The organism is Collinsella aerofaciens (assembly GCF_041537385.1).
Taxonomy (GTDB): Bacteria; Actinomycetota; Coriobacteriia; order Coriobacteriales; family Coriobacteriaceae; genus Collinsella; species Collinsella aerofaciens_BV.
This window is the reverse complement of sequence record NZ_JBGORS010000001.1, coordinates 251,015-277,574: the sequence shown is the minus strand read 5'-3', so window position 1 is coordinate 277,574 and position 26,560 is coordinate 251,015. Positions and strand designations below refer to the sequence as shown.

Here is a 26,560-nt window from a genome sequence, read left to right as displayed (position 1 = left end):
TACCCTGTGTCTCAAATAACCTCAGAAAGCAGAGGAACTGTACCATGCTCAAGAAGTTTTCGGTTTCAAATTTCAAGTGCTTCGATAAGCGAATTACATTTGATCTATCCGATCCCGCCAACTACTCATTTAATCAACAGGTGATTCAGGGCGGCGTTAAGGCAAAGGGCATCATATATGGTGCGAATGGCAGCGGAAAGTCCAATTTCGCCCTCGCGATATTCGACATCGTTCTGCATCTGACCGACAAGGAAAAGCTGCTCAAAAAATACTTGCCATATCGGTGCCTTGATTCAAAGAGTTCAATCACAGAGTTTCAATACGATTTTGTCTTCGACAATATCGACGTCGTATACCGCTACGGGAAAACCGACCCACAGACGCTTGTGTACGAGAGCCTGTGCATTGATGACGTGGAGGTCTTGAGCTACAGGTTCGACGCTCAAACGGGCCATGTTGACCTGCCGGGCGCCGAGTCCCTCTCGCTTTCTACCGATCTCCCCGCTGAGTCCGACAGGCTGTCGCGTGTCAAATACGTCAAGAGCAATGCAATACTGCGAGATGAGCCGTCTGCCAGGGCGTTTAGAGCCTTCACCTCCTTTGTCGACAACATGCTGATGTTCTACTCACTCGACGAGCGCGGGTACCAGGGGCTTTCGGTTGGCACGGATAGCTTTACCCAGGGCATTATTCGCGAGGGGAAGATGGAGGACTTCCAAGAATTCTTGCGCCAGCAGGGAATCTCCCTGAACCTCGTATCCGTGAACGTGAATGGAGTTCCCGAGCTTTATTGCAGGTTCGAGGGCGGTACCGTTCCGTTTGCGTCGGTTGCCTCGACAGGCACCATGTCACTTGCTCTGTACTACTACTGGTATATCAAGATGAGCAAGGCTTCCTTGGTCTTCATCGATGAATTCGATGCTTTTTATCACTTTGAATTGTCCCGGTCGATCGTGGAGATGCTGCGGGACCTCGAGGGTGTCCAGGTTTTCATTACGACGCACAACACGGACCTTTTGACGAACGACCTCATGCGGCCCGATGTCTATTTCATTCTCAAGGAGGGGGAGATTCGCTCGCTGGAGAAGCTAACGCCCAAGGAGCTCAGATTGGCCCATAACCTCCAGAAGATGTTTAAGGCCGGTGCTTTCGATGGCTAGTCCGGTCACGCTTTTCATCGTTGAAGGGGAGTCGCGTGACCTGCGCTTTGCGGAGAAGATGAAAGAGCTTTTTCTGAAAGGGAGAGATGACCTGAGGGTGATCTGTCTGCCAGCGGCGCAGAACATCTACATGCTCTACGAACGGCTTGCAGAGGAGGACTTCGATCTGGATGTTGTGGAGGTGCTAAGAGAAACGGTGCCTTCCGCTGCAAAATGTCTAGAGGGCGTGGAGCGGGATTCTGTTGACGAGGTCTTTCTCTTCTTTGACTACGACTCCCATCAAAACAATGCGCCTGGATGCGAGTCCGATGCCCTTGTGGAGGCAATGCTCCTCGCATTCGATAACGAGCACGAGAGCGGAAAGCTCTATATAAGCTACCCGATGGTCGAGGCGCTGTACGATTATCGCGCGGGGCAGTGCCAGGCGCATTCAGGCTGTTTTGTTGACAACTCGGAAATCGCTCAATATAAAAAGATGTCGGGAGAGGGAAACGTTAACGTGGGGAAGCACATGGAGCTTCCCCAATGGAAAGATGCAATCGCTGCCTTCGTATTGAGATGCAAGTGCCTGCTCGATCTCGATGAGGTTTCATTTGGGACATATCGAGAGCTGGTTACGGTCGATGCGATTTTCCGCGAGGAGAAAAGAATGCGGAGCGAGGACGGTTCGGTGTTTGTGCTGTCGGCTTTTCCAGAGTTTCTACTCGACTACTTTGACGATAAGTTCTTTAATTCCATGGCCCCGATGCGCCACCTTAAGTTCGATGATTGCCCTCGAGAAAAAGGATGAGGCGCAATTAATCTCGCGGGCACAGGTTCTCCTGCCTAAATCGTGAACTCGGCATAAGAGCCCCAACTCGCCCGTTAGCCAATTGCTCTTGACCAGAAGGCAAAGTGGACAATTGCCTCAGAGACACATCATTACGCCAATTCGTATCGCAAGGTGCGGCCTCCGCCGTGTCTTGCGATTTGCCCCTTATCCACCATCTCTTTCAATATGCGGCCGGCCGTGGACTGGCCGATCCCGAGCAACGTCTGCGCTTCCTTTCGGGTGATTGAGGGGTGCTCTGCCAAGAACCGCAGGATCTCGTCCTCTCGGGAATAGGAAGCAGCGGGCGCCTCCTTGCTGTTTGCCGTGGGCGTTTCCGCTGCCGTTGCTGCGAAGTTCGTGTTGGGCAGGACGATTTTGAATGCGTTGTTCGTGGCCATGATTTGCGGCTGAGAGGCCGCACCCGCGTAGGCCCCCATGATCTTCCTCATCCCCGTGCCGTATGCCTCGATGAGCTGCAGGCGGTAGAAGACGTTGGCGAGATGCGGGTTCCGGCAGGCGGAGACGCCCATCATCAAATCCTCCAGCTCAAAGCCGGGCAGAAGGCCGCCGACTGACACGAACTCGATCCTGTCGTCGTAGACGCTGATCAGCGTGCTGGTGCGGAAGGAGTAGTCCCTGTGCACGATCGAGTTCAGCAAGGCCTCGCGCACGGCGACCTCCGGGTAGTCCCGGGTGTCGACGCGCAGCAGCTTTTGGTAAGTGGCATGGGTCTGGTTGTGGAAGTCGATGTAGTCGTAGACCTCGTCGAGCTGCTGCATGAGGGACCCGGAGAACTCCCGGCGATCATTGAACACACTCGGGTCCGTCCCCTCGAAAACGGCCGCTTTTACGGTATGCGGGCACTGGTCGGACAGGAGCAGGCCGAGGTTTGTGTAGAGACCGTCCGATGAGGTTATATTCAGGGCCTGCATCTGCGGCGCGCCGAAGGGGATCTTTCGTGTCTCGAATTCCCCTTTCGTCGACTCGAAGGTGAGCGCTTGGTCGAGGGAGCGCATGTCCTCAAAGCTGTCGCCGTCAGTCTCTTTGATCATCTGCCGGATGGCAGCATCGGTCGCCGGGACGGAGGAGTACCCCTGCCGCACGTAGACACCCTCGGGGCGCAGGCCCTTCTTCGCTAGGTAGTAGGGGCGGTTCGTGCCGCGCTGGACCTTGACGGCCACGACCGCCTTCCCGTCGCAGTCGAGCGTTTTATAGCTGACAAACATGGTGACGTCTGGCTTAACGGCGTCTCTCACCATGTTGGAGACCTGCAGGGCGCACGCATCCGCGTCCTCGACGCCCGGCACGGCGCCGTCGTCGGCGACGCCAACGTAGACCGTGCCGCCGCCGCAGTTCGCAAATGCGACGATCTCCTTCTTGATGCCGTTCTGCGCAATGGCCTTCAGCTCGATTGTCTCTGTTTCCTGGAATTTGATGCTGTCCGCCTTCCGATTCTATTCTGCCCATATTCTAACCATTTTGCTAACCATGGTGGTTAGCAAAATGGTTAGAATTATGCTTCCCAAAGCAGAGGCGCACCGCCCTTTTCAAGCAATGAAACAGCAGGTAGAGACTTTGTCGATTTGAGGAGCTCGCGCATAAGCTTAGGCTCAATTGTGCTGTGCTCCTCAAGGAGACGCCGCCCGTATAGAATCAAACCATCCGCACGCCAGCTATCAATTGGATTGGACGCCACATGGAGATCCCCGGCACCCTGTGCAGCAATGTCTACGACTTTGCGTTTTGCCCCGAGCCCAGCTACGACCGCCTGGTAGACCTCGCCGATCCCGAGGACTGGGGCCCCAGCAACCGCATCCTCAAAAACTACCTGTCGTTCTCGTTTAGCCGCGCGGTATTTCTGACCGAGCGCGACGTGAACCAGACCGCGCCGTCCAACCTGCCGCTGGTGTTCGACGACGACCGTTGCCTGTTCAACACCGGCCTGTACACGCGCCGCTACGAGACCATCTACGGCCTGTTTGAGCCCAACACCAAGCCCGACGCACACCAACGCTGGTTTTTGAAGGGCTTCTTTAGGGAAAGCGACCCCATGCTGGTCTCGTTTGAGTACCTGACGTGCCGTGTCCGCTTTGCCGAGGACCCCTCCGAGCTGGTATTTGACTACCGCTTGCCAATCCGCTCCAACATCGACCACATCCTGGGCGACGAGGAAAACCTCACGCGCATCCCCGCCAGTCTGATGGGGGAGGGAAACTCGCTGCTACTGCGCCGCGCCTTTGAGGGCGCCGTCGTCGAGGCCGCCCGCCGCGCCGCCGCCAACTACACGCTCGCCGTGCCACAGTTCTACGGTGGACGGATTCAACTGCTTCTGCCGCTGTGCCTGACCGGCGACAAGCCCGAGCTGGCGCTGACAATCCAACGCGAGGGCGGATTCTACGCCGCGCGCACCTGCCTCACGCTCGAGATGGCCTACAACAACGCGCGTCTTATCTGCCGCCCCGAGACCTCGTGGATAAAGCGGTAAAGGCTCCTTGAGCTGCGGGTTTGCTGTTAATCTGGACCGCGCCAGAGCAGCCAGCGCCCACGAATTTAAAATCGAGGGGAAAAAGTTCTTGGTAAACCACGCGCGGCTATGATAGTATCTCTTTTGCCGAAAGGCGACGGGCGATTGGCTCAGGGGTAGAGCATATCCTTCACACGGATGGGGTCACAAGTTCGAATCTTGTATCGCCCACCATCAAAAGCGCAGGTCAGAGGTATTAAGCCTCTGGCCTTTTTGTTTTTGCCACCAAAGGTGACACCAAAAGTGACACCAAATTTTGCAACTTTATTAAAATGGGGCCTCCTTTTTTATTGAATATGACCCCTTCACAATTCCTACAAATGTATAAAATCACCTAACTAAAAGTTTTGTACCTCGGGTCTCATAGACTAAATGTAACTATGGTTTACGTTTTTAATGCAAGCGTGTATAAGTGTTTCAAACTGTTGCAGAGGTGTAACACTTTGCGGCTTTATTAGCTCTTGGCTATTAGTAGATTTGTAACCTCATCTCATACCGTCGCGGAAAGTTTTTCCAAAATTGTCCTTGCATCGCCGCCGGTGTTCCCGTATAGTACTTCTTCGCACGGGGGCGTAGCTCAGCTGGGAGAGCGCTTGACTGGCAGTCAAGAGGTCAGGGGTTCGATCCCCCTCGTCTCCACCCGAGCATTGAAGAAGGCTCCAACGCAAGTTGGGGCTTTTTTTCATATAGGCACACAATTTAAGCTATATAAAAGAAAGAAGGCCAGAGATGGTGTCTGACCTTTTAGAAATTCTGGTGGGCCCTCCGGGATTCGAACCCAGAACCCAGGGATTATGAGTCCCCTGCGCTAACCGTTGCGCCAAGAGCCCTTGTAGTTAGTGGCTGCGATAGTAATGGCGGCTATCCATTTGCATTAGTTTCTCACCACGAGGAAGAATACTACCATGCACGCGATGGTCGTTCAACGCACGATCTTGTCGACCAGGAGAATCAGGCGTTCGCCTTTGTCCTTGCAGTCGATAGGAGGCCGTCTTGCCCGCTTCCGGGCGCCCCGAGCGGCTGCCGGGCACCGCCACACCGCCCCCGCAGAAGTTTTTCCAAAAATGTCCTTGCATCGCCGTCCGAGTTCCCGTATAGTATTTCTTCGCACGGGGGCGTAGCTCAGCTGGGAGAGCGCTTGACTGGCAGTCAAGAGGTCAGGGGTTCGATTCCCCTCGTCTCCACCCGAGCATTGAATGAGGCTCCAACGCAAGTTGGGGCCTTTTTTCATATAGGCACACAAGGTCAAAGGCGGCACCATGATCCTCCTGGTCGACAAGATCGAAAAAAGCTTCGGCGCACGCGTCCTCTTTAGCGGCGCGTCCTTCCAGATCAACCCCGGCGAGCGCTTCGCGCTCGTGGGCCCCAACGGCGCCGGCAAAACCACCATGCTCAAGATCATTATGGGCATCGACAGTCCCGACTCCGGCCAGGTCCAGTACGCCAAGGACTGCCAGGTGGGCTACCTAGAGCAGGAAACTAATCTGGAGCAAAAGGACACCACCATCCTTGCCGAGGTCATGGCCGCCGCCAAGGAAATCCGCCGCATGGGCGAGCGCGCCAACGAGCTGCAGGCCCAGATCACCGAGCTCTCCGAGCAGGGCAAGGACGTCGACGCGCTCCTTAACGAGTACGGCCAGGTCCAGGACCGCTTTGAGCACCTGGGCGGCTACGAGCTCGAGAGCAACGCCCGCAAAATCCTGTCCGGCTTGGGCTTTAAGGTCACCGACTTTGAGCGCCCGTGCTCCGAGTTCTCGGGCGGCTGGCAGATGCGCATCGCGCTCGCCAAGCTCTTCCTGCGCCACCCCGACCTGCTGCTTCTGGACGAGCCCACCAACCACCTGGACCTCGAAAGCGTCCAGTGGCTGCGCGGCTTTATCGCCAACTACGACGGCGCCGTCCTCATCGTCAGCCACGACCGCGCCTTCATGGACGCTTGCGTCGACCACGTCGCTGCTCTCGAAAACCGCCGCGTGACCACCTACACCGGCAACTACAGCAGCTACCTCAAGCAGCGCGAGGACAACCTGGAGCAGATGCGCGCCAAGCGCGCCGCCCAGGAGCGCGACATCGCCCATATGCAGGTCTTCGTCGACAAGTTCCGCTACAAGCCCACCAAGGCTGCCCAGGCCCAGGAGCGCATCCGCAAGATCGAGCAGATCAAAAAGGAGCTCGTCATCCTGCCTGAGGGCCACAAGCACATCGACTTTAAGTTCCCCGACCCGCCGCGCTCCGGCGACATGGTCGTGGGCCTGGAGGGCGTCTCCAAGTCCTACGGCGACAAGCACATCTACAGCGACATCGACCTCAAGCTCTACCGCGGCGAGCACGTGGCACTCGTCGGCCCCAACGGTGCCGGCAAGTCCACGCTCATGAAGATCCTCGCCGGCCTGGAGCCGCCCACCACCGGCACCCGGGACCTGGGCACCAACGTGGGCGTGGCCTACTACGCCCAGCACGCACTCGAGGGCATGACCGAGTCCAATACCGTCCTGCAAGAGATCGACACCGTCACGCCCAAGTGGACCGTGCCGCAGCAGCGCAGCCTGCTGGGCGCCTTCCTGTTTAGCGACAACGATTCCATCGAGAAGCAGGTTCGCGTCCTCTCCGGAGGCGAAAAAGCGCGTCTGGCCCTGGCCAAGATGCTCGTGGCCCCCGAGGCGCTCCTGTGCCTGGACGAGCCCACCAACCACCTGGACATCGACTCGGTGGATATGCTCGAGAACGCCCTACAAAACTTCCCCGGCACCATCGTGCTGATCAGCCACGACGAGCACCTGGTGCGCGCCGTGGCCAACCGCGTGATCGACATCCGCGATGGCAAGGTCACGGTCTATGACGGCGACTACGACTACTACCTCTACAAGCGCGAGGACCTCGCAGCCCGCGCCGCCGCCGAGGCGTCCACGGAGAGTGCGCCGGCCACGGCCAAGTCCGCCAAGGTCACTGCGGCCCAGCCCGATGCGCCCGCCGCCGCTTCCAAGCCTGCCGAGGGCAAAAAGACCAAGGAGCAAAAGCGCGCCGAGGCCCAGGCCCGCGCTGCGCTCAACAAAAAGCTCAAGGGCGTGCGCAACCAGCTAAAGAAGATCGAGACGGAGCTCGACAAAAAGCGCGCCCGCTATGACGAGCTTATGGAATTGATGGCAAGCGAAGAGCTTTATGCCGATCAAGACAAGTTCAACGCCGCACTGGGGGAATATAACGGCCTTAAGCAAGAGCTACCCAAGCTCGAGGACGAATGGCTGGAGCTTTCCACCCAGATCGAAGAGGAGACCGCGCGTGAACTCTCGTAAGGCCGCCGCCGTGGCGATGAGCATCATCGCCATCGCCTGTCGCATCTGCGGCATCTTTATGAGCGCGATGACCGTGCTGCTGTGCTTTAGCGGTCTCACCGCCAAGCTGCAGATCGTCGGCTTTGTCGTTGAGCTTTCGCACGCACTTCCGAGCGCCATTGCCGGCTACGGCGTCATCACGTCGCCTTTTGGCGGCGTGTTCCGTCTGGATTACGCCATCGTGGCCGTCATCCTGTTTGTGGCCGACTACCTACTCACGCGCGCCTCGCGCCGCGTCCGCTAGGGGAGCGCCATGTCCAGCAGCTACCTCATGAACCTGCTCGCCAGCGCCGTCGCCGTCATCGTGGGCATCGTGATCCACGAGAGCGCGCACGCCGCCGCGGCCTGGGCACTCGGCGATAAGACGGCCCGTTCGCGCGGCCGCGTCTCGCTCAACCCGCTCAACCACATCGACCCGTTTGGCACCATCCTCCTGCCGCTGCTTATGCTCGCCGCCGGAGGCCCGGTGTTCGCCTTTGCCAAGCCGGTACCCGTCTACCTCAACAACCTCAAGCACCCCAAGCGCGACGAGGTCCTGGTGAGCGCGGCCGGCCCCACGTCGAACATCGCACTCGCATGCCTGGCCGCAGCCCTCATGCACCCGGCCTATGGCAACCTCTACGCAAGCATGTCCTTTGCCGTTGCGTCCCAAATCATGAACTTCGGTGCCACGTTTATCGTGGTCAACCTGTCGCTCGCGTTCTTTAACCTCATCCCGATTCCGCCGCTCGATGGCTCGTCGATCATCGTGCCCTTCCTCAAGGGCAAGGCGCTCAACAACTATTACCGTCTGCAGCAATACGCTATGCCCATCCTCATCCTGGTGCTGTACCTGCTGCCTATGTGGACCGGCATCGATGTAATCGGCCGCTATTTCGACGTTACCGTGTATCCGCTTGCTGAGCAGCTGCTCAACTTCGCAATCGCCGGCATCTAAGGTAAACTTACAGGTCGATCGTGCAAAACGGTCGCAACATGCACCCAAACCGCGCCGCGAAGGCGCCGTCAAAGGAGGTCGAAGATGTCGTATCGCGTGTCGACGCAGGTCTACAGCGGACCGTTCGACCTGCTGCTGCAGCTGGTAACCCGCCAAAAAGTAGATATCGGCGCCATCTCCATCAGCGAGGTGGCCGAGCAGTACCTGGCCGAGGCCGAGCGCATCGAGGCGCTGGACCTGGACGTGGCGAGCGACTTTTTGCTGGTCGCGGCAACCCTTTTGGACATCAAGGCCGCCTCGCTGGTGCCGCAGGAGGCCCCGAGCAAAGTCGATGACGACGATGACGAGTTCGACGAAGACCTCAAGGAACTCAGCGCGCTCGACGGCGACGCCCTGCGCGAGGTCCTGATTCAGCGCCTGATTGCCTACAAGCAGTTTAAAGGCGCGGCTGCGGCCCTGGGCGCGCGCATGCAGGCCGAAAGCCGCATGCACCCGCGTGTGGCCGGCCCCGACCCCGAGTTCCTTGGGCTCATGCCCGACTACCTGGCTGGCATCACCCTGCGCGGTCTGGCCGTCATCTGTGCCGACCTTGACGGCAAGCGCCAGACCTTCTTATTGGAGGCCGAGCACGTGGCGCCGCATCGCGTGCCGCTCGACCTGACGGTGGCCTCCGTCGACCGCTTTACCATGGCGCACCAAACCTGCACCTTCCGCGAGCTGTTGGACGGCGATGCCACCACCGAGCAGCTCGTCGTTACCTTCCTGGCCATGCTCGAGCTCGCCAAGCGCGGCTCGCTCACGCTGAGCCAGGACGAGATCTTCGGAACCATCTGCATCAACCGAGTCGAGGGCGCCGAGGCATACGTGCCCGGCGAGGGCCCCGAGCTCACCGAATAGGAGCCGCAACCATGTCAACCCTTTCCACGCTGGAGGCAAACAGCCTCAAAGGCGCCCTCGAGGCGCTGCTGCTGGTGTCGAGCGACCCGGTGAGCGCGCCCGCGCTGGCAGGTGCGCTGGATATCGCCCCGGGCGAGTGCGCATCGCTTTTGGCAGAGCTCAAGGTTGAGTATGAGGAGGCCAACCGCGGCTTTCAGCTGCGCGAGGTTGCCGGCGGCTGGCGCCTGTTTACGCATCCCGCCTACCACGACGTGGTCGAGGCCTACGTGCTGAGCTGGGACACGCAAAAGCTGTCGCAGGCAGCGCTCGAAACCCTGGCCGTCATCGCATACCACCAGCCCGTGACGCGCGAGGTGGTCAAGGGCATCCGCGGCGTCAATTCCGACGGCGTCATCGCGTCGCTCGTGGACAAGGGCCTGGTGCGCGAGCTCGGCCGCGACCCCCAGCGCGGTCAAGCCATCATTTACGGCACGACCAACGCCTTCTTGGAAAAGTTCGGTCTGCGCTCCACCCGCGACCTGCCCGACCTGGAGCAGTTTGCCCCCGACGAGCAGTCGCGTCAGTTTATCCGCGAGCGCCTGAGCGGCCGCAGCATTCAGTCCACGCTCGAGGAGCAGGCCGATGACCTGGACGAAGAGCGCGAACTGCTCGATACCGATATTGAAGATGTTGAGGCAATCGAGGACTTGGAGAACCTGGTCGTCGACGAAACCTCGGAGGATTTGCATGACGAGGACTAACGAAGTAGGGGAGACGAGCGCCACGGGCAACGCAGCACCCGCAACCGACGCTCAGCCCGTCTATCCGCACACCATGCGCCTGCAGCGCTTTTTGGCGCGCGCGGGCGTGGCGAGCCGCCGCGGCTCGGAAGACCTAATGACCGCCGGCCGCGTGACCGTCAACGGCGAGGTCGCGACCGAGCTGGGCACCAAGGTCGACGTCGACCGCGACCATATCGAGGTCGACGGCATGCCCGTCAAGCTCAACCAGGGCGCCGCGTACCTGATGCTCTACAAGCCGACCGGCTACCTCACCACCATGAGCGACCCGCAGGAGCGCCCTTGCGTGGCCGAGCTGGTCCCGCGCGACCGCTTTCCGGGGCTCTTCCCGGTGGGCCGCCTGGACCGCGACACCACAGGCCTTTTGCTCTTTACCACCGACGGCGACCTGTCGCAGGACCTGCTGCATCCCAGCAAGCACGTCTATAAGACCTACCAGGCGCTCGTGGACGGCCACCTGACCGATCGCGACTTAGAACCACTCCGCCGCGGCATCGAACTCGACGACGGCCTGTGCCAGCCGGCGATCTGCCGCGTCATCAACGCGCGCGAAGCAGAGGCCGTGGCTCCGCAAGGCGTAAAGCCCGGTACCACCGCCGTGGAGGTCATCATCCGCGAGGGGCGCAAGAACCAGGTCAAGCGCATGCTGAGCAAGATTCACCATCCGGTAATCCGCCTGCATCGCTGCAACTTTGCCGGCCTGGAGCTCAAGGACGTGGCCAAGGGCTCGTGGCGCGAGCTCACCGACCGCGAGGTACAGATCCTCAAGGCCGGCGGCATCCCGCCCAAGCAGGCGAGCGCCAAGCGCGCCGGCGCGCCGGCGACCAACACCGCGAGCCGCACGCGCCACCACGGCAGCCACGGTTCCGCGCCCAAGCGCAACACCTACCGCGAGCGCTACACGGGCTAACCAGTCCGCCGAGCCCCAGCGCCCGCGTCCCATACCAGCACGTCAACCACCGAAAGGAAGCATTGCATGATCGTCGCCATCGACGGCCCCGCCGGTTCCGGCAAGTCCACCATCGCCAAGGAGATCGCCCGCCAGCTGGGCTTTAACAAGCTCGACACGGGCGCTATGTATCGCGCCGTCACCTTCGCCGCGCTCGACCGCGGCATCGACCTGGACGACGAGGCGGCCATCGACGCCCTCGCCGAGCAGATCGAGATTCGCTTTACCAACGGCACCGGCGAGGACACGCGCCTGACCATCGACGGCCAGGACGCATCGGCCGCCATCCGCACCCCGCAGGTCGACGCCAACGTGTCCAAGGTCTCGGCCTACCCGGGCGTGCGCGCCGCCATGCTCATCCACCAGCGTCGTGCCGCCGAGGACCGCGACATCGTCGCCGAGGGTCGCGACATCGGCACCGTCGTGTTCCCCAACGCGCAGGTCAAGGTGTTCCTGACCGCCGACCCGCGCGAGCGTGCCCGTCGCCGTGTGCTGCAGCGCCACCAAAACGACGCCCAGCCGCTCACCGAAGAGCAGCTCGAGGCCGAGGTCGACGAGACCCTCGATGCCCTCAAGCAGCGCGATAAGCTCGACAGCAGCCGCGAGGTCGCACCGCTCGTGCCTGCCGAGGACGCCGTGCACGTCGACTCCACCGCCCACACCATCGACGAGGTCGTCTCGATAATCGAGGACCTCATCAACCAAAGGAGGTAGCCCATGCGCCTGTTTAAGCAGACGCCCGAGGATTACTACAACGCCCCCTACGCCGAGTTCCCGGCGCTCATCCGCGGCACCGTCGCCGTGGTCATGGGCATCCTGTGGGCCTTCTCCAAGCTCATGTGGCGCTGGAAAGTCGAGGACAGCGACTTGCTGTTTGAGCGCCAGGAAGGCCGCGGCAGTGTGGTCATCTGTAACCACACCTCGATGGCTGAACTCTTGGCCGTGGAGACGGCACTGTTCTTTGGCGGCCGCCGCATTCGCCCCATTTTTAAGTCCGAGTTTGCGAAGAGCAAGATCGTGCGCTGGGCCTTTAGCCGCGTGGGCGGCATCCCCGTCGAGCGTGGCACCGCCGACATGAAGTGTCTGCGTGCCGCCCAGCATGCGCTGCAGCGCGGCGAGGACGTCCTGATCTTCCCCGAGGGCACGCGTATCCGCTCGCGCGAGATCAAGTCCGAGGTCCACGGCGGCTTTGCACTCATCGCCCAGATGGGCAAGGCGCCCGTCAACCCGCTCGCCATTTGTGGCTGGTCCGACATCACGCCCAAAGGCAAAAAGCTCATGCGCCCCAAGAAGTGCTGGATCCGTGCCGGCAAGGCCGTCTTACTTTCCGACGCACCGGCCGAGCTCAAGCGCAAGGAGCGCCTGGCATGGTTTGAGTCCGAGGCCATGAGCCGCGTATACGCCATGCGTGACGACCTGTGCGCCGAGCACCCGGGCAGGTTCTAGCCATGGGTGAGAACGTCATGAATACCGCTGCGGCCGCCGCTGAGGAGGTCGTCCCCACCATCGAGATCGCTGCCCACGCGGGCACCTGCTACGGCGTGCAGCGCGCGCTCGACATGGCGCTGGCTGCAGCGCCGCAGACAGGGGAGAGCGCTAAGGTCCACACCTTGGGGCCGCTCATCCATAACCCCATCGTGGTACGCGAGCTCACCGAGGCAGGCATCGGTCTAGCCGACACCTTGGACGACGCCGCATCGGGCACCGTGATCATCCGCGCCCACGGCGTGGTGCCACAGGTGATCGATGCTGCCCGCAAGCGTGGCCTTAACGTGGTCGATGCCACCTGCCCCTACGTGAAGAAGGTCCATGTGGCGGCCGAGCGCCTAGTGCGCGAGGGCTACCACGTGATCGTCGTGGGCGAGCCGGGCCATCCCGAGGTCGAGGGCATTCTGGGCCACGCTGGTGATGACGCGCAGGTCGTGAGCTGTGCCGCCGACGCCGATGCCCTGCCGCTCAAGGGCAAGGTAGGCCTCGTCGTACAGACCACCCAGACCGCGCAGAACCTCGCCGAGGTCGTGGCCGCTATCACCCCGCGCGTGCAGGAATTGCGCGTGATCAACACCATCTGCGCCGCCACGAGTGAGCGTCAACAGGCAGCAGCCACACTTGCCAACCGCTGCGACTGCATGGTCGTCGTGGGCGGCAAAAACTCAGGCAACACCCGCCGCCTGGCGCAGATTTGCGCAGACGTCTGCGAGCACACGCATCACATCGAGGAAGCCTCCGAGCTTGAGGCCGCGTGGTTTACCGACGCTCACCACATCGGCATCACCGCCGGAGCCTCCACCCCGCAAGAACACATCGAGCGCGCCGTCGCGCGCATCAAGGAGCTTTGCCGCTAATCATGGACCAGACCGTACCCGCATACGCCGCCGAGGTGGCCGATTACGGGCGCAGCCGCGACCCCGAGCCGGGTGAGGGCGCGCTCGTAAAGAACGTGCGTCCCGAATCACCCGCGTGGGATGTGGGTATCGAGCCGGGCATGCGCGTGCTAACGGTCAACGGCGAGCAGCTCACCGACATGATCGTGTGGCTTTGGGAAGCCGACGACGACACCGTCGACCTCGAAGTTTTCGACCCGCGCGACGGCACCGTCACCCCCGTCGAGCTCGACCGCTTTCCCGGCGAGGATTGGGGTTTGGAGTTCGATGGCCCCATCTTCGACGGCATGCGTACCTGCGTCAACGCCTGCGTGTTCTGCTTTATGACCATGCTGCCCAAGGGCGGCCGCTCCACGCTCTATATTCGCGATGACGACTACCGCCTGAGCTTTTTGCAGGGCAACTTTGTCACGCTCACGAACCTCTCCGACGAGGACGTGCAAAACGTCATCCAACGCAACATGAGCCCCATGAACGTGTCGGTCCACGCCGTGAGCCCCGATGTGCGCCGCCGTATGATGGGCCGCAACGCCCAGCGCGGCATGGACGTACTCGAGGCCATCATGGCCGCCGGCATCGAGATTCACGCACAGATCGTGTTGTGCCCCGGCATGAACGACGGCGATGAGCTGGAAAAGACCCTGCGCTTTTGCGAGGAGCACGAGCAAATCACAAGCCTGGGCATTGTGCCGCTCGGTTTTACCAAGCATCAGAACCGCTTTAGCTGGTCCTATAGCGACAAGCCCGAGCTAGCGCGCGAGACCATTGCCATGATCCGACCGTTCCAGGACCGAGCCTATGAGCGCTTTGGCCGCCACACCTTCCAGATGAGCGACGAGTTCTATCTGGACGCCGGCATCGATCCTCCCGAGGCGGACTTTTACGACGGTTACCCGCAGTACTACGACGGCATCGGCATGATCCGCTCGTATCTGGACGAGACCGACGACGTGCTGGCTACCGATGCCGAGCGACTAACCCGCGTCCGCGCGGTCATCGCCGCCCGCAGCCAGCACCTGCTGTGCCTCTCCGGCGCCAGCGCGCGCGACACCGTGGCGCGCTTTGTGGAGTCGCCGCATGGTCTCGGCGGCACTGTCACGGCCATCAAGAACCGCTACTTCGGCGGCAACGTGGACGTGACCGGCCTCATCGTCGCGTGTGACATTCTGGAGCAGCTGCCCCAAGACCTGTCGGGGGTTATGCTCTTTGTGCCTAAGCTCATGTTCAACGCTGACGGCATGACGCTTGACGAGTATCATCGTGACGATTTACTCGCAAGCCTTACCAGTCGCGGCGCCGAGGTTCATGTGGTGTCGACCATGCCGCATGAGCTGCTCGATACCCTGGAGCGCATCCTTGGCATTGTGCCCGCAGACTCTAACACTTCCACTGACCCTACCCATTAAAGGAGAGCAGATGAAACCTATCGTCGCCGTCGTCGGACGCCCCAACGTGGGCAAGTCCACGCTCGTCAACCGCCTGGCCCAGACTTCGGACGCCATCGTCCACGAGTCCCGCGGCGTCACGCGCGACCGCTCGTATCACACGGCCGATTGGAACGGCCGCGAGTTCACTATCGTCGACACGGGCGGTATCGAGCCGCTCAAGAGTGACGATGTCTTTGCCACGTCTATCCGCGACCAGGCGCTCGCCGCCGCCGAGGAAGCCGCCGTCATCCTATTTGTGGTCGACGGCCGCACCGGCGTCACCGAGGAGGACGAGTCGGTCGCTCGCATGCTCAAGCGCTGCGACAAGCCGGTCTTTCTGCTGGTGAACAAGCTCGACAACCCCGATCGCGAGAACGACAGCATCTGGGAGTTCTATTCGCTCGGCATCGGTGAGCCCACGCCGCTCTCGGCCCTGCATGGTCATGGCACGGGCGACCTGCTCGACGACATCGTGGCGCTGCTTCCCGAGGAAGAGGATGAAGTCGCCGACGAGTTCCCCGATGCGCTGAACGTGGCCATCATCGGCCGCCCCAACGCCGGCAAGTCGTCGCTGTTCAACCGCATCCTGGGCGCCGACCGTTCTATCGTGTCCAACATTGCCGGCACGACGCGCGACGCCATCGACACTGTCGTCGAGCGTAACGGCAAGCACTACCGCATGGTCGACACCGCGGGCATTCGCAAGAAGAGCACCGTGTACGAGAACATCGAGTACTACTCCATGGTCCGCGGCCTGCGCGCCATCGACCGCGCCGACGTGGCGCTGCTCGTCGTCGACGCCTCCGTGGGCGTTACCGAGCAGGACCAGAAGGTCATGGGTCTTGCCATCGAGCGCGGCTGCGCCATCGTTGTGCTGCTCAACAAGTGGGATCTGCTCGACGACGACCGTAAGCGCGAGGCCTGCATGGAGACCATCGACCGCCGTCTGGGCGTCATGGCTCCCTGGGCCCAGTACCTGCGCATCTCTGCTCTCACCGGCCGCAGCGTCGAGAAGATCTGGGCGATGGTAGACGCCGCCGAAAAGACGCGCTCGCAAAAGATCAGCACCTCGCGCCTTAACACGTTCCTCACCGACCTGCGCGAGTTTGGCCACACCGTGGTAGACGGTAAGCGCCGCCTGCGCATGCACTACGTGACCCAGACGGGCGTCAACCCGCCGACGTTCACGTTTTTCGTCAACCACAGCGACCTGGTCAACGACACCTACCAGCGCTATGTAGAGAACCGCATGCGCTCGACCTTCGACTTTGCCGGCACGCCCATTCGACTCTTCTTTAGGAAGAAGGAGCAAAAGGATGCATAATCCGATTCTGCTGACCGCCATCTGCGCCGTGGTCTCGTTCTTTATCGGAGCGATTCCGTTTGGCCTGATCCTGGGCCGCGTGTTCAACCACACCGACATTCGCAAGGCGGGCTCCGGCAACATCGGCACCACCAACGCCCTGCGCGTGGCCGGTCCCAAGGTCGCCGCGCTCACCCTGCTGCTCGACTGTCTTAAGGGCGCCATCTGCGTCCTTATCGCGCGTCCGCTCATCGCGAGCGTGGGCTATGGCTTCCCCGTAAGCATCATGGCGCCCGGAGCCCCCGGCGACTGGATGCTCGGTGTCATCTGCCTGGCAGCGGTGTGGGGCCACATCTTCTCGCCCTACCTCAACTTCCATGGTGGCAAGGGTATTGCCGTGGGCCTGGGCGTCATCCTCGCCTGGTACTGGCCCATTGGCCTGTCGCTGCTGGGCATGTTTATCGTGGCCGTTGCCATCACCAAATACGTGTCGGTGGGCTCACTTGCCGCCGCCATCGGTCTTCCCATCGCTGCTTGTGCGGTCTTTCCGTACAGCAGCCTGGGCCTCAAGTTTTGCATGGCGCTGATCAGCATCACCGTGGTGTGGGCCCATCGTGCGAACATCAAAAAGCTCATGGCCGGTAAGGAGTCCAAGCTCTCGTTTACCAAGCGCGTCACCGAGCCCGACGATAAGTAGGAGAGAGTCATGAATGTTGCGCTGATTGGCTCCGGCTCCTGGGGAACCGCCGTCGCCGGCCTTGCCGCCGCGCGAGCCGAGCACGTGACCATGTGGGCCCATAGCGAGCAGACCGCCGTCGGCATCAATGGCGAGCACCGTAATCCTCGCTACCTAGTGGACTATGAACTGCCGACCAATGTTGTTGCCACGACGGATCTGGCGCAGGCACTCGAAGGCACCGATGCCATCATCTTTGCCGTTCCTTCGACGCACCTGCGCAGCGTGTGCCACCAGGCCGCGCCCTTTATCGCCGCCGATGCCCCAGTGCTCTGCCTCACCAAGGGCATTGAGCCCGAGTCCGGCCTGCTCATGAGCGAGGTCATCGCCAGCGAGATCGGCAACGAGCGTCGTGTGGCGGCGCTTTCGGGCCCCAACCATGCCGAAGAGATCTGCCGCGGCGGACTTTCGGCCGCCGTCATCGCCAGCGAGGACCAGAAGGTGGGGGAGACCTTTAAAGAGCTGCTGCTTTCCACGGCCTTCCGCATCTACCTGTCGCAAGACATGACCGGCGTCGAGGTCTGCGGCGCCATGAAAAACGTCATCGCTATCGTATGCGGAATCTCTGCCGGCTCGGGCGCGGGCGACAACACGCTTGCCCTCATCATGACGCGCGGTCTGGCCGAGATCAGTCGCCTGGTACACGCCCGCGGCGGCCAGGCCATGACCTGCATGGGACTTGCCGGCATGGGCGACCTTATCGCCACCTGCACCTCCGAGCATTCGCGCAACCGCACCTTTGGCTACGAGTTCGCTCATGGCGTTTCGCTCGACGAGTACCAGACGCGCACGCATATGGTCGTGGAGGGCGCCGTTGCCGCCCGAAGTGTGAGCGAGCTCGCCCGTTCACTTGGCGTAGACATTCCGCTCACCTTTGCCGTGGAGCAAACGCTCTACAACGGTGTTACTTTGGATAGGGCGCTCGAGATCCTTACCGATCGCGTACCCTCCCAAGAGTTCTACGGACTCACCGACTAGCGCAGAAAGGCTTCTACCATGGGTTCCATCAAAATCGCTCCGTCCGTCCTTTCGGCCGACATGGCCAACCTCAAGGGCGAGCTCGACAAGATCGCCGGTGCCGACTACGTGCACTTCGACGTTATGGACGGTCACTTTACCGGTAACCTCACCTTTGGCGTTGACATCCTCAAGGCCGTCAAGCGCTCCACCGATGTACCGGTCGACGCGCACCTGATGGTGTCGAATCCCGACGAGACGGTCGATTGGTACGCCGACGCCGGTGCCGACATGATCACCGTGCACTACGAGGCCTCCACACACCTGCACCGCACGCTCACGCATCTGCAGCAGCGCGGCGTCAAGGCCGGCGTGGTGCTCAACCCCGCCACCCCCGTGTGCGTACTCGAGAGCATCATCGACGTCGTTGATATGGTGCTGCTGATGAGCGTGAACCCTGGCTTTGGCGGCCAGAGCTTTATCCCTGGTACTATTGCCAAACTGCACGAGCTTAAGGCCATGTGCGAGCGTCACGGCGTTTCGCCCCTCATCGAGGTCGACGGCGGTATTTCTTCCAAGAACATCGCCGAGGTCGTCAAGGCCGGCGCCAACGTGCTCGTAGCCGGCTCCGCTGTATTTAAGTCCGAAGATCCCGCCGCCGAGGTTGCGCTGCTGCAGAAGCTGGGCAACGAGGCCGCACAGGAGGCATAAACCCTTATGACCGCAGGTCAAAACCGCATACCAGTGAATCTTGACTATGCCGCCTCGACGCCCATGCGCGCCGAGGCGCGCCTTGCGCAGCGCGAATATGACGACAGTGAGCTTGCCGGCGTCAACCCCAACTCGCTGCACTCGCTTGGCCGCAAGGCCGCCGCACGCCTGGAAGTCGCCCGTCGCGAGATCGCCCGCAGCTTTGGCGCTCGCGTTCGCCCGTCCGAGATCATCCTTACCAACGGCGGCACCGAGGCCAACCAGCTGGCACTGCTCGGTCTTGCCGAGGGAGCTCGTCAACGCGATCGTAAGCGCAATCGTGTCATCGTTTCGGCCATCGAGCACGATTCGATTCTGGACAACCTGCCGCTGCTGCGTGCCGCCGGCTTTACCGTCGACCTGGTGCAGCCCTGCCGCGCGGGCTACATTGAGCCTGCCGCGCTTGTCGAGTTGCTAGGCGATGACGTTGCGCTCGTGAGCATTATGGTCGCCAACAACGAGACCGGCGTGGTACAGCCCATCCGCGAGCTGGCCGCCGTCGCACATGCCGCCGGCGCCTTGTTTCATACCGATGCCATCCAGGGCTACTTGCATATTCCGCTCGATGTCACTGAGCTGGACGTCGACGCTATGACCGTTGCCGCGCACAAGATCGGCGGCCCTGTGGCATCCGGCGCGCTCTACCTTAAGAACCGCACGCCGCTGCGTCCGCGTATCTTTGGCGGTGGACAGGAAGCCGGCCGTCGCGCCGGTACGCAGGATCTGCGCACGCAGCTGGCTTTTGCCGCTGCCGCCAGCACGCTGGCGCCCCACGTGGCCCAGGAGCGCGCGGAACTGCAGACCTTGTCCGACAAGCTCTACGCCACGCTTACGGCCCATCCTCGCATTCACGCCACGATGGGCGACTACGCGCAGGCGGATCGTCTGCCGGGTATGGTTTCAATCTACGTAGACGGCATGGACTCCGAGGAGCTCATCATCAAGCTCGATGCCGCCGGCTTTGAGGTTTCGGCCGGCTCGGCGTGCTCGAGCGGCAGCATGGACCCGAGCCATGTGCTCAGCGCCATGGGCATTGGTCGCGAGCAGGCTTTGGGGTCGCTGCGCATCTCGTTCGATGACCGCGTGAATCCGAGTGATCTGGACGAGTTTGCCCAGACGCTGCTCTCGATCGTAGGTGCCGCATGATCGTCGCCGAGCTCGAGCGCGCCCTGCTGGCACGCTATCCCAAGACGGACGCCGAGGGCTGGGATCACGTAGGACTCTCCGTTGGCGACCCAGCCGCCGAAATTACCGGCGTGGCCTGCGCACTCGACGCGACCGAAGCCAACGTGCACCGCGCCCAGGAGGCCGGTGCCAACGTGTTGTTGACGCATCATCCTATATACATCAAGGCGCCCGAGGCCTTTTGTCCGGCAGATGCCACACGCCCCCAATGCAGCGCGGCGCTCTACGAGGCAGCGCGTTGCGGCGTGAGCATTATCTCGCTCCACACCAACCTGGACCGCTCGCACGAAGCCCGTGTCTGCCTGAGCAAGCTGCTGGGTGCCGCACCCGTGAGCTCACTGGAGCACGTGGACGACCCCGAGGCCACCGGCCTGGGCGCACTTGCAACGCTCAACGACTCGTGCACGCTGCGCGATCTTGCCACCCGTGCTGCCACGGCCTTTGGCAGCGACCCGCGTGTGTGGGGCAAAGCCGATCGCCCGTGCCGCACCGTCGCCATTTTGGGCGGCTCCCTGGGCGACTTCGGAGAGCTCGCTATCGCCGCGGGCGCAGATGTTGTCGTGACGGGCGAGGCGGGCTACCACGTGGCGCAAGACCTTGCCTTGCGCGGGCTGCCGGTGATCTTGCTCGGACACGACCGCTCCGAGGAGCCGTTCGTTGATATATTGATGAACTCTGCAGTTGACGCCGGGGTCGACCCCCGTCATGCGATTAAAATACTGAACCCTTGCCAATGGTGGACTGTGACAAAAGGAGAGAACCTATGAGCGCCGGCGCTACGCTACTCAAGCTGCAACAGATCGATTTGGAGCTCGCCCGCAACAAGAGCGAACTTGCCAATATGCCGGAGCTCAAGGAGCTCGCTTCCAAGCGCAAGACCTACGTTAAGCTCAAGGCCGAGATGACCAAGCTCTACGCCCAGCGCAAGGACCTGGATATTGAACTCGACGATCTCAACACCACCGAGATCCAGACCAATAACGCCATCGAGGCCGCCAAGAAGCGTCACGTCGACGGATCTGATTACCGCGAGGTGCAGGACCTGGAGAATGAGCTTGCCACCCTGGCAAAGCGTCTGGACAAGATCGAGCACACCCGCAAAGATGTCGTCGTCGCCCATAAGGAGGCGCTCGACCGCGAGGCTCGCGCGCAGGCCATCATCGCCAAGTTCGAGGAGGGCGTGAAGGCCGATACCAAGGCCGCCCGCGCCAAGGCCGCCGACCTCCAGGCCCAGATCGATGCCGCCACCAAGGAGCGCACCGCGCTTGCCGCCACGCTGCCGACCGACGTGCTCACCGATTATGAGCGCCTGCTCAAGCAGTTCCGCGGCCTGGCCGTCGAGACCATCAAGGGCAACATCCCCACGGTTTGCCACACCGCACTGCAGGCGTCGTCCATGAGCGACCTCAACCACGACGGTAGTGAGATTACGCATTGCCCGTACTGCCACCGCCTGCTGGTGCTTCCCAACAAGGAAGCCTAAATGATGACGGCGGCATCCAACAATTCAATGCAACTTGAGGGAAAAACGATCCTGCTGGGTATTACCGGCGGGATCGCCGTCTATAAGTCGTGCAATATCGTGCGCCTGCTGCAAAAGCGCGGCGCGCGCGTCAAGGTCGTTATGAGCGAGCATGCCACCGAGTTTGTGGGCCCGCTCACCTTCCGAGCGCTCACCAACGAGCCGGTCGCCGTTGGTCTATTCGACGACCCCTCCGACCCCATTCACCACATTTCGCTGGCGCAGGAGCCCGATCTGGTGGTCGTGGCGCCCGCGACGGCCAATATCATCGCAAAGATGGCCAACGGAATCGCCGATGACCTCATCTCCACCACGCTGCTTGCCACGCCGCGCCCCATCGTGATCGCCCCTGCCATGAACAACGGCATGTGGAAGGCGCCGGCGACGCAGGCCAACATGGCCACGCTGCGCGACCGTGGCGTCCATGTGGTAGGACCCGGTAGTGGCTACCTTGCCTGCGGCGACGTGGACACGGGACGCATGAGCGAGCCCGAGGACATCGTTAAGGCCGTCTGCGAGGTGCTCAACCCCGCGCCGCAAGACCTTGCGGGCAAGCGCATCGTAATCACCGCCGGCCCCACGCACGAGCCGATCGACCCCGTGCGCTTTATTGGCAACCGGTCGTCGGGCAAGATGGGCATCGCCCTGGCGGGGGAGGCTGCTCGCCGCGGCGCTGCGGTCACGCTTGTGCTGGGACCGACATCGCTCGATGTCCCCCGCGGCGTGGAGTGCATGCGCGTGCAGACCGCCGCAGAGATGCTGCAGGCGGCGCTGGGCGCCTTTCAGACGGCCGATGCGGCCATTTGTGCGGCTGCCGTCGCTGACTACACGCCCGCAGCCCCTGCCGACCATAAGCTCAAAAAGGCCAACGAGCGCCTGGATCGCATCGAACTGGTCGAGACGGTCGATATCTTGGCCGAGCTTTCGCGCCAAAAGGGAGAGCGGTGCGTGATCGGCTTTGCGGCCGAGACCGATAACGTCGTGGAGTACGCGCAGCGAAAGCTCGCCCGCAAGGGTTGCGATGCCATTATCGCCAACGATGTCTCGCGCGCCGATTCGGGCTTTGGAACCGATACTAACAAGGCCTGGATCGTGAGCACAGCGGGCACGCAAGAACTTCCCGTTCTAACAAAACCCCAGCTCGCAGATACAATTTTGGACTTGCTTCAAAATTTGTAAAAAAGTTCTTGCACAAGGGCAAAGTTTCGGGTTAATATACTCCCTGTTGCGAGCGAGAGCACAGCAACAAACAAAAGCTTCGGGACGTGGCGCAGCTTGGTAGCGCACTTGACTGGGGGTCAAGGGGTCGCTGGTTCGAATCCAGTCGTCCCGACCAGAAGTTTGCAGGTCAGGCATCTAGTGCCTGACCTTTTTTGTTTTAAGCAATTGATTAATTTTCAGTAAGCAACAGGGTGCCAATAATCTACTTGCGCCATACTCGCTTTTTGCGGTTACTTGCGCGTTTTGCACGCGCTTGAGCCGATTTATTAACGCGATACGAATCTACATACGCGTAGCTGGTATACAGCCGAGTACAGGCCGTATTTATCGCGGCGATTTACACAGATATAGCGACTGTAACGAACAAGCGTGTCGCTATATTTATTCCAGTAGTTCACTTGATCGGTGGACAAGTGGGCTGTTGCAACGAAACGCCAAGCGGGATGGGCTCTATACGAGGGCGCCGCAGAGGTAATAGAGGTGAAGTGCGGCAGGCGCTCTGAGAGGCGCAGTACGACCCCTTTTTCCTCGAACCGACTACCTTTGTACCATGAACCTCAAATTGTTCAAGTAATCGCCAAAAGAAAGGCCCGCGCAGGATTGCACGGGCCTTTCACTAGACAAACTAGAAGACAAGCTAGAAGACAGGTTAAAAACACCAGGCGAGGCATATGCAATACGAGTACGTCGCGCCGTAGTCGTTATAGTTACCGTTGCTATAGATACAGCGGAAGTACGCGGAGCCGCTCGGATCCACGGAGCGCGTCCAGTGATAAAAGCTCGACGACACCCCTGAATGGTTCGAGTACGTCACGCCCTTGGATTTGTAGTACTCGTACTGGGTACCGTCGGTCTGGCGGTCTCCGTAGATCTCGGTCATCGAGAGCAGGAAGACTTTATCGGTCGTGGCCGATGGGGCGCTGGCACTGCCACCACCCTTGTTATCGGTCATCTTCGTGACGGCCTTCGCCTTGGACTGGAGTTCGATCGGTAGGAGCGACCAGAGGTCACCGGAATTGAGGCGGCCGCGGATCTCCGATTTCTCCCAGCCGCCGGCATTGGTGCTCGTGGCGTTCATTCGCTGCTCGTCCATGGCAGTGTTGGTTACCTCGAACGTGAGCCCAGCCTTACCGGAGCCGTCCGCGAGGTCATCGTGGTTGATACCGATGATGCGATACTCGAGCGTCTTGCCGTTCGTCAACTTCATCGAGAACTTCGTCCCCGCGTCCATCGCGGCCTTCGCCTTTGCGTACGCCGGCGACGCCTCGCCCTTGGCGGCGATGTCCTCGGCCACGGCCTCCTGCTCGTCGAGCGTCCAGTCCTTCGCGTCCTTGGCGACAGCCGCCTGGACGGTCGCGGAATCGGCTCCCGCAGAGCCGCCGCCGGTTGCGCCGCCCTCGACCCCGCCGGTCGTCCCATTGCTCACCGTGTTGCCGACCAGGTTGAACTGGTTGCGGATGGCCCCCGCCACGCCGGGTCCCGCGAACACGATCACCAGGCCGATGATGGCGATGATCAGGACGTACTCGATGATAGATTGGCCTCGGAGGCGGGTTCTCCTAGGAGATACCTCCCCCCCCCGAAGGTTAATTGCCGCTGCATGCATTTGCGGCTCCCTTCGCTCAGGGTTTGTAGATACATCGCCGAGCGTAGGGCTATTTCAGATTTCTGCATCGGTCTTGCCGCAGCGGCAAACGTAATTAACTAAACGCCTTCGCGGCGCAATCAACCGCTCACTCAATCGAATTTGTTGCTCAACAAATTCGCAGGTGAGGACAGTAGAATTGGTGTTATCGGAAGTGACGGATGACCGCCGGTGTCGAAGCTGGCGGCCGAGAAGAAAGGACCGAAAATGAGAACTATGGAGCTGATCATCTTCTTCCTGCCTCTCCTGGCGATCGCCGCCAACATCTGCGGCGTGGCGGAGCTCGTTAAGATTGCCAGGGCCAAGGGGCATTACACCAATGACGCGGGAATCCTCTGGTTCATCGGCCTTTTCGGCACGGCGCTCATGGTCGGCCTGATCGTCTGCGCACTGCCAGACCGAGCTGCGCCGGCGCCCAGCGCAAAAACGGATGAAGACGCCCTGCCCGAGGTGTAGACATGTCAAAGTACAAGATCGTCTACCGCGACGCCAACCCCTCCTGGCAGGAACTCTGCCCCGTCAGGGTACTGGCCGTCCAGGTCTCCAGGGACACCGAGACGGGAGCTTGCTTCCTCCAGACAAAGATCGTCAACGTATCGACGAAACCCATCAGCCGCATAGAGTTCACGGTCGGGCTCGAGGGCGAGGGAGGGGAGACGGAGAACGTCGACTTCTCGCTCCTAGATGCCGACCTGCCCGCCGGCGAGGTGCTCAGGCCCAAGGCGGTGAGAATCAAGCTGTCTGTTATCACCGGCTCGCGTGCCGTTGTGACGCGAGCGGACTGCGAGACGTCCTTCGACGACCCGGTCGACATCGATAGCCCCGCGCCACTCGCGCTCAACGGAATCGAGGAGTCGGAACGCGATGTCCTGCTCTCCGAGATGGGCGCCGATGCCTGCAAATGCTCGGGTGTCCATTCCGAGCACGAGGGATGGTGGCAGTGCGGCTGCGGGGCGGTGAACCTCAAGCGCGGAACCTGCTGGAACTGCGGCGCCGTGCGCGAGAAACTGGCGGATCTGGAAGATGCCGCGTTCCTGGATGAATCCAGAAGGGACAGGGTCTACAAGACGAGCGTCGCGATACTCGAGAAGGGCAACAGGAAGGAAGCTGAGGCCGCAAAGGAAAGCCTCGAGAGGCTGGCCGAGCAGGGATACGAGGACTCGGGCGAGAAGGCAAGAGAGGCCGGCGCGAAGATTGCGAACCTCTCCAAAAGGAGGAAGAAAATAGCCGTCGCGGCTGTCGCGGGCATCGTCCTGCTTGCCGTCATGGTCGCCATCTCGCCCCTGCCGTCCATGCTCGAAGCAAGGGCGGACATGAAGGCGGAGCAGGAGAAAATCGAAAGCGTCGCGATTGAGCAGACCGTCGAACTGGGAACATATTCGGGCGAGCTCTCGGCTTATACAGGAAAGGATATCGAGGGCCAACCGATTGAATGGATAGTCCTCCACAAGGAGGGCGACAGGGCTCTCCTCATGACCGAGCATTGCATCGATGAGATGGAATTCAGCGAGAATGGAGACGTATGGGACTTCAAGTCAAGCTCGCTGTATAGGTATCTGAACGGACCCTTCAAAGAATACGCCTTCAACGATGCCGAGCGCGGGATTTTAGCAGGCGACGTAACGATTCTAGACTCCTGGAGCGATTACCTTAGCGAGGATAATATGTACGCGACTCTAGCCGGCACGGACGTCCCCGAGGCATGGTGGGCTTCCGATATAGAGAAATGCGAAGACGATTCATATGGGGCCTACTACGCCGGTCAACCCTTGACTAGTTACATTGACGAAGAAGGTGGCATCTCCTGCGGCGACCTCGGCAGCACGCAGGATTCGACTCTCGGAGTTCGCCCAGCCATCTGGGTCAAATTGAATTAGCAATCGATTTTTCCATCGGTTAAATTGTGAAGGTGGCTTCCGAACCATCGGGAGCCACCTTTATGCGTTCACTTGAACTTGGCTATTGCCGTGCCTTGGGAAGGATTACGCCGGGGGCATTCTTGTTGGAGTTGCCATGCAGTGTATTCGGGCTGACGTTTCAG

25 protein-coding genes and 5 tRNA genes are annotated in these 26,560 nt (G+C 61.0%); 27 read left to right on the top strand and 3 right to left on the bottom strand.

Annotation, left to right across the window (positions count from 1 at the left end):
- The first annotated feature begins 44 nt into the window (after positions 1-44).
- Together ACEG18_RS01320 and ACEG18_RS01315 are read left to right on the top strand one after the other, a co-directional pair.
- The gene (locus ACEG18_RS01320; RefSeq protein ID WP_372540955.1) at positions 45-1,160 is read left to right on the top strand and encodes an AAA family ATPase; all 1,116 of its coding nucleotides are present in this window, start codon (positions 45-47) and stop codon (positions 1,158-1,160) included.
- Positions 1,153-1,950 carry a hypothetical protein gene (locus ACEG18_RS01315; protein ID WP_161154730.1) on the top strand — a complete coding sequence of 266 codons (798 nt, stop codon included), beginning with the start codon at positions 1,153-1,155 and terminating at the stop codon, positions 1,948-1,950. The genes ACEG18_RS01320 and ACEG18_RS01315 overlap by 8 nt, the downstream gene beginning before the upstream one ends.
- 131 nt (positions 1,951-2,081) lie before the next feature.
- Here the strand turns inward: ACEG18_RS01315 and ACEG18_RS01310 are convergent, their stop codons facing one another.
- On the bottom strand, positions 2,082-3,383 hold the full coding sequence (locus ACEG18_RS01310) for an RNA-binding domain-containing protein (protein WP_372541242.1): 1,302 nt from the start codon (positions 3,381-3,383) through the stop codon (positions 2,082-2,084).
- A 284-nt stretch (positions 3,384-3,667) separates the two neighbouring features.
- Between ACEG18_RS01310 and ACEG18_RS01305 the strand changes: the two genes are divergently transcribed.
- From ACEG18_RS01305 to ACEG18_RS01295, 3 genes are all read left to right on the top strand, one after another.
- Positions 3,668-4,456, top strand: a complete 789-nt coding sequence (locus tag ACEG18_RS01305) for a DUF3825 domain-containing protein (protein ID WP_372540954.1) — start codon at positions 3,668-3,670, stop codon at positions 4,454-4,456.
- Positions 4,457-4,594: 138 nt separating this feature from the next.
- Positions 4,595-4,669: transfer RNA gene (locus tag ACEG18_RS01300), tRNA-Val, on the top strand.
- A gap of 392 nt (positions 4,670-5,061) precedes the next feature.
- Positions 5,062-5,134: transfer RNA gene (locus ACEG18_RS01295), tRNA-Ala, on the top strand.
- A gap of 115 nt (positions 5,135-5,249) precedes the next feature.
- Here the strand turns inward: ACEG18_RS01295 and ACEG18_RS01290 are convergent.
- Positions 5,250-5,325, bottom strand: a tRNA-Ile gene (locus ACEG18_RS01290).
- 281 nt (positions 5,326-5,606) lie between these two features.
- Here ACEG18_RS01290 and ACEG18_RS01285 point away from each other — a divergent pair.
- The 20 genes from ACEG18_RS01285 to ACEG18_RS01190 all read left to right on the top strand — a co-directional run bounded on the left by ACEG18_RS01285 (position 5,607) and on the right by ACEG18_RS01190 (position 22,989).
- Positions 5,607-5,679: transfer RNA gene (locus ACEG18_RS01285), tRNA-Ala, on the top strand.
- A 75-nt stretch (positions 5,680-5,754) separates the two neighbouring features.
- On the top strand, positions 5,755-7,788 hold the full coding sequence (locus ACEG18_RS01280) for an ABC-F family ATP-binding cassette domain-containing protein (RefSeq protein WP_372540953.1): 2,034 nt from the start codon (positions 5,755-5,757) through the stop codon (positions 7,786-7,788).
- Positions 7,775-8,071 carry a hypothetical protein gene (locus ACEG18_RS01275; protein WP_372540952.1) on the top strand — a complete coding sequence of 99 codons (297 nt, stop codon included), beginning with the start codon at positions 7,775-7,777 and terminating at the stop codon, positions 8,069-8,071. The genes ACEG18_RS01280 and ACEG18_RS01275 overlap by 14 nt, the downstream gene beginning before the upstream one ends.
- A gap of 9 nt (positions 8,072-8,080) precedes the next feature.
- Positions 8,081-8,764, top strand: a complete 684-nt coding sequence (locus ACEG18_RS01270) for a site-2 protease family protein (RefSeq protein ID WP_372540951.1) — start codon at positions 8,081-8,083, stop codon at positions 8,762-8,764.
- 84 nt (positions 8,765-8,848) lie between these two features.
- Positions 8,849-9,661 carry a segregation and condensation protein A gene (locus ACEG18_RS01265; RefSeq protein ID WP_372540950.1) on the top strand — a complete coding sequence of 271 codons (813 nt, stop codon included), beginning with the start codon at positions 8,849-8,851 and terminating at the stop codon, positions 9,659-9,661.
- A gap of 11 nt (positions 9,662-9,672) precedes the next feature.
- Positions 9,673-10,401 carry an SMC-Scp complex subunit ScpB gene (scpB, locus tag ACEG18_RS01260; protein WP_372540949.1) on the top strand — a complete coding sequence of 243 codons (729 nt, stop codon included), beginning with the start codon at positions 9,673-9,675 and terminating at the stop codon, positions 10,399-10,401.
- Positions 10,388-11,350: a pseudouridine synthase gene (locus ACEG18_RS01255; protein WP_372540948.1), complete on the top strand. Its 963-nt coding sequence runs from the start codon at positions 10,388-10,390 to the stop codon at positions 11,348-11,350. Before scpB ends, ACEG18_RS01255 begins: the two co-directional genes overlap by 14 nt.
- 66 nt (positions 11,351-11,416) lie before the next feature.
- A complete protein-coding gene (cmk, locus tag ACEG18_RS01250; RefSeq protein WP_342996813.1) occupies positions 11,417-12,103 on the top strand; it encodes a (d)CMP kinase in 687 nt (228 codons plus the stop codon).
- Between the two features lie 3 nt (positions 12,104-12,106).
- Positions 12,107-12,835: a lysophospholipid acyltransferase family protein gene (locus ACEG18_RS01245; RefSeq protein ID WP_372540947.1), complete on the top strand. Its 729-nt coding sequence runs from the start codon at positions 12,107-12,109 to the stop codon at positions 12,833-12,835.
- Between the two features lie 2 nt (positions 12,836-12,837).
- Complete coding sequence (locus ACEG18_RS01240; RefSeq protein WP_372540946.1) at positions 12,838-13,734, top strand: 4-hydroxy-3-methylbut-2-enyl diphosphate reductase; 897 nt, start codon at positions 12,838-12,840, stop codon at positions 13,732-13,734.
- 2 nt (positions 13,735-13,736) lie between these two features.
- Positions 13,737-15,179: a DUF512 domain-containing protein gene (locus tag ACEG18_RS01235; protein WP_372540945.1), complete on the top strand. Its 1,443-nt coding sequence runs from the start codon at positions 13,737-13,739 to the stop codon at positions 15,177-15,179.
- A 10-nt stretch (positions 15,180-15,189) separates the two neighbouring features.
- Positions 15,190-16,524 (top strand): ribosome biogenesis GTPase Der, encoded by a 1,335-nt coding sequence (gene der, locus ACEG18_RS01230; RefSeq protein ID WP_006236029.1) that lies wholly within the window; start codon positions 15,190-15,192, stop codon positions 16,522-16,524.
- Complete coding sequence (plsY, locus tag ACEG18_RS01225) at positions 16,517-17,200, top strand: glycerol-3-phosphate 1-O-acyltransferase PlsY (protein ID WP_372540944.1); 684 nt, start codon at positions 16,517-16,519, stop codon at positions 17,198-17,200. Before der ends, plsY begins: the two co-directional genes overlap by 8 nt.
- Positions 17,201-17,209: 9 nt before the next feature.
- The gene (locus tag ACEG18_RS01220) at positions 17,210-18,217 is read left to right on the top strand and encodes an NAD(P)H-dependent glycerol-3-phosphate dehydrogenase (RefSeq protein WP_372540943.1); all 1,008 of its coding nucleotides are present in this window, start codon (positions 17,210-17,212) and stop codon (positions 18,215-18,217) included.
- Positions 18,218-18,235: 18 nt separating this feature from the next.
- Complete coding sequence (rpe, locus tag ACEG18_RS01215; protein ID WP_022095090.1) at positions 18,236-18,907, top strand: ribulose-phosphate 3-epimerase; 672 nt, start codon at positions 18,236-18,238, stop codon at positions 18,905-18,907.
- 6 nt (positions 18,908-18,913) lie between these two features.
- Entirely contained in the window at positions 18,914-20,092 is a 1,179-nt protein-coding gene (locus tag ACEG18_RS01210) for a cysteine desulfurase family protein (protein ID WP_372540942.1), read from the top strand.
- Entirely contained in the window at positions 20,089-20,898 is an 810-nt protein-coding gene (locus tag ACEG18_RS01205) for a Nif3-like dinuclear metal center hexameric protein (protein ID WP_372540941.1), read from the top strand. Before ACEG18_RS01210 ends, ACEG18_RS01205 begins: the two co-directional genes overlap by 4 nt.
- The gene (locus tag ACEG18_RS01200; RefSeq protein ID WP_117646532.1) at positions 20,895-21,614 is read left to right on the top strand and encodes a zinc ribbon domain-containing protein; all 720 of its coding nucleotides are present in this window, start codon (positions 20,895-20,897) and stop codon (positions 21,612-21,614) included. The genes ACEG18_RS01205 and ACEG18_RS01200 overlap by 4 nt, the downstream gene beginning before the upstream one ends.
- Positions 21,615-21,617: 3 nt before the next feature.
- Positions 21,618-22,832, top strand: a complete 1,215-nt coding sequence (gene coaBC / locus ACEG18_RS01195; protein WP_372541241.1) for a bifunctional phosphopantothenoylcysteine decarboxylase/phosphopantothenate--cysteine ligase CoaBC — start codon at positions 21,618-21,620, stop codon at positions 22,830-22,832.
- A gap of 80 nt (positions 22,833-22,912) precedes the next feature.
- A tRNA-Pro gene (locus tag ACEG18_RS01190) sits at positions 22,913-22,989 on the top strand.
- A gap of 534 nt (positions 22,990-23,523) precedes the next feature.
- On the opposite strand, the gene ACEG18_RS01185 is transcribed toward ACEG18_RS01190, so the two are convergent.
- Complete coding sequence (locus tag ACEG18_RS01185; RefSeq protein WP_372540940.1) at positions 23,524-24,345, bottom strand: DUF6273 domain-containing protein; 822 nt, start codon at positions 24,343-24,345, stop codon at positions 23,524-23,526.
- A 390-nt stretch (positions 24,346-24,735) separates the two neighbouring features.
- Between ACEG18_RS01185 and ACEG18_RS01180 the strand changes: the two genes are divergently transcribed.
- Complete coding sequence (locus ACEG18_RS01180; protein ID WP_158570979.1) at positions 24,736-24,975, top strand: hypothetical protein; 240 nt, start codon at positions 24,736-24,738, stop codon at positions 24,973-24,975.
- A 2-nt stretch (positions 24,976-24,977) separates the two neighbouring features.
- A complete protein-coding gene (locus ACEG18_RS01175) occupies positions 24,978-26,396 on the top strand; it encodes a hypothetical protein (RefSeq protein WP_372540939.1) in 1,419 nt (472 codons plus the stop codon).
- The last annotated feature ends 164 nt before the right edge of the window (positions 26,397-26,560 follow it).

Excerpts from the sequence above, each read along its gene's own strand:
- ACEG18_RS01200 (WP_117646532.1), top strand. The coding sequence starts at position 20,895 with ATGAGCGCCGGCGCTACGCTACTCAAGCTGCAACAGATCGATTTGGAG.
- ACEG18_RS01280 (WP_372540953.1), top strand. The coding sequence starts at position 5,755 with ATGATCCTCCTGGTCGACAAGATCGAAAAAAGCTTCGGCGCACGCGTC.
- ACEG18_RS01270 (WP_372540951.1), top strand. The coding sequence starts at position 8,081 with ATGTCCAGCAGCTACCTCATGAACCTGCTCGCCAGCGCCGTCGCCGTC.
- ACEG18_RS01235 (WP_372540945.1), top strand. The coding sequence starts at position 13,737 with ATGGACCAGACCGTACCCGCATACGCCGCCGAGGTGGCCGATTACGGG.
- plsY (WP_372540944.1), top strand. The coding sequence starts at position 16,517 with ATGCATAATCCGATTCTGCTGACCGCCATCTGCGCCGTGGTCTCGTTC.
- cmk (WP_342996813.1), top strand. The coding sequence starts at position 11,417 with ATGATCGTCGCCATCGACGGCCCCGCCGGTTCCGGCAAGTCCACCATC.
- scpB (WP_372540949.1), top strand. The coding sequence starts at position 9,673 with ATGTCAACCCTTTCCACGCTGGAGGCAAACAGCCTCAAAGGCGCCCTC.
- ACEG18_RS01220 (WP_372540943.1), top strand. The coding sequence starts at position 17,210 with ATGAATGTTGCGCTGATTGGCTCCGGCTCCTGGGGAACCGCCGTCGCC.
- ACEG18_RS01265 (WP_372540950.1), top strand. The coding sequence starts at position 8,849 with ATGTCGTATCGCGTGTCGACGCAGGTCTACAGCGGACCGTTCGACCTG.
- ACEG18_RS01210 (WP_372540942.1), top strand. The coding sequence starts at position 18,914 with ATGACCGCAGGTCAAAACCGCATACCAGTGAATCTTGACTATGCCGCC.
- ACEG18_RS01245 (WP_372540947.1), top strand. The coding sequence starts at position 12,107 with ATGCGCCTGTTTAAGCAGACGCCCGAGGATTACTACAACGCCCCCTAC.
- der (WP_006236029.1), top strand. The coding sequence starts at position 15,190 with ATGAAACCTATCGTCGCCGTCGTCGGACGCCCCAACGTGGGCAAGTCC.
- rpe (WP_022095090.1), top strand. The coding sequence starts at position 18,236 with ATGGGTTCCATCAAAATCGCTCCGTCCGTCCTTTCGGCCGACATGGCC.
- ACEG18_RS01240 (WP_372540946.1), top strand. The coding sequence starts at position 12,838 with ATGGGTGAGAACGTCATGAATACCGCTGCGGCCGCCGCTGAGGAGGTC.
- ACEG18_RS01315 (WP_161154730.1), top strand. The coding sequence starts at position 1,153 with ATGGCTAGTCCGGTCACGCTTTTCATCGTTGAAGGGGAGTCGCGTGAC.
- ACEG18_RS01305 (WP_372540954.1), top strand. The coding sequence starts at position 3,668 with ATGGAGATCCCCGGCACCCTGTGCAGCAATGTCTACGACTTTGCGTTT.
- ACEG18_RS01205 (WP_372540941.1), top strand. The coding sequence starts at position 20,089 with ATGATCGTCGCCGAGCTCGAGCGCGCCCTGCTGGCACGCTATCCCAAG.
- ACEG18_RS01255 (WP_372540948.1), top strand. The coding sequence starts at position 10,388 with ATGACGAGGACTAACGAAGTAGGGGAGACGAGCGCCACGGGCAACGCA.
- coaBC (WP_372541241.1), top strand. The coding sequence starts at position 21,618 with ATGACGGCGGCATCCAACAATTCAATGCAACTTGAGGGAAAAACGATC.
- ACEG18_RS01175 (WP_372540939.1), top strand. The coding sequence starts at position 24,978 with ATGTCAAAGTACAAGATCGTCTACCGCGACGCCAACCCCTCCTGGCAG.
- ACEG18_RS01320 (WP_372540955.1), top strand. The coding sequence starts at position 45 with ATGCTCAAGAAGTTTTCGGTTTCAAATTTCAAGTGCTTCGATAAGCGA.
- ACEG18_RS01180 (WP_158570979.1), top strand. The coding sequence starts at position 24,736 with ATGGAGCTGATCATCTTCTTCCTGCCTCTCCTGGCGATCGCCGCCAAC.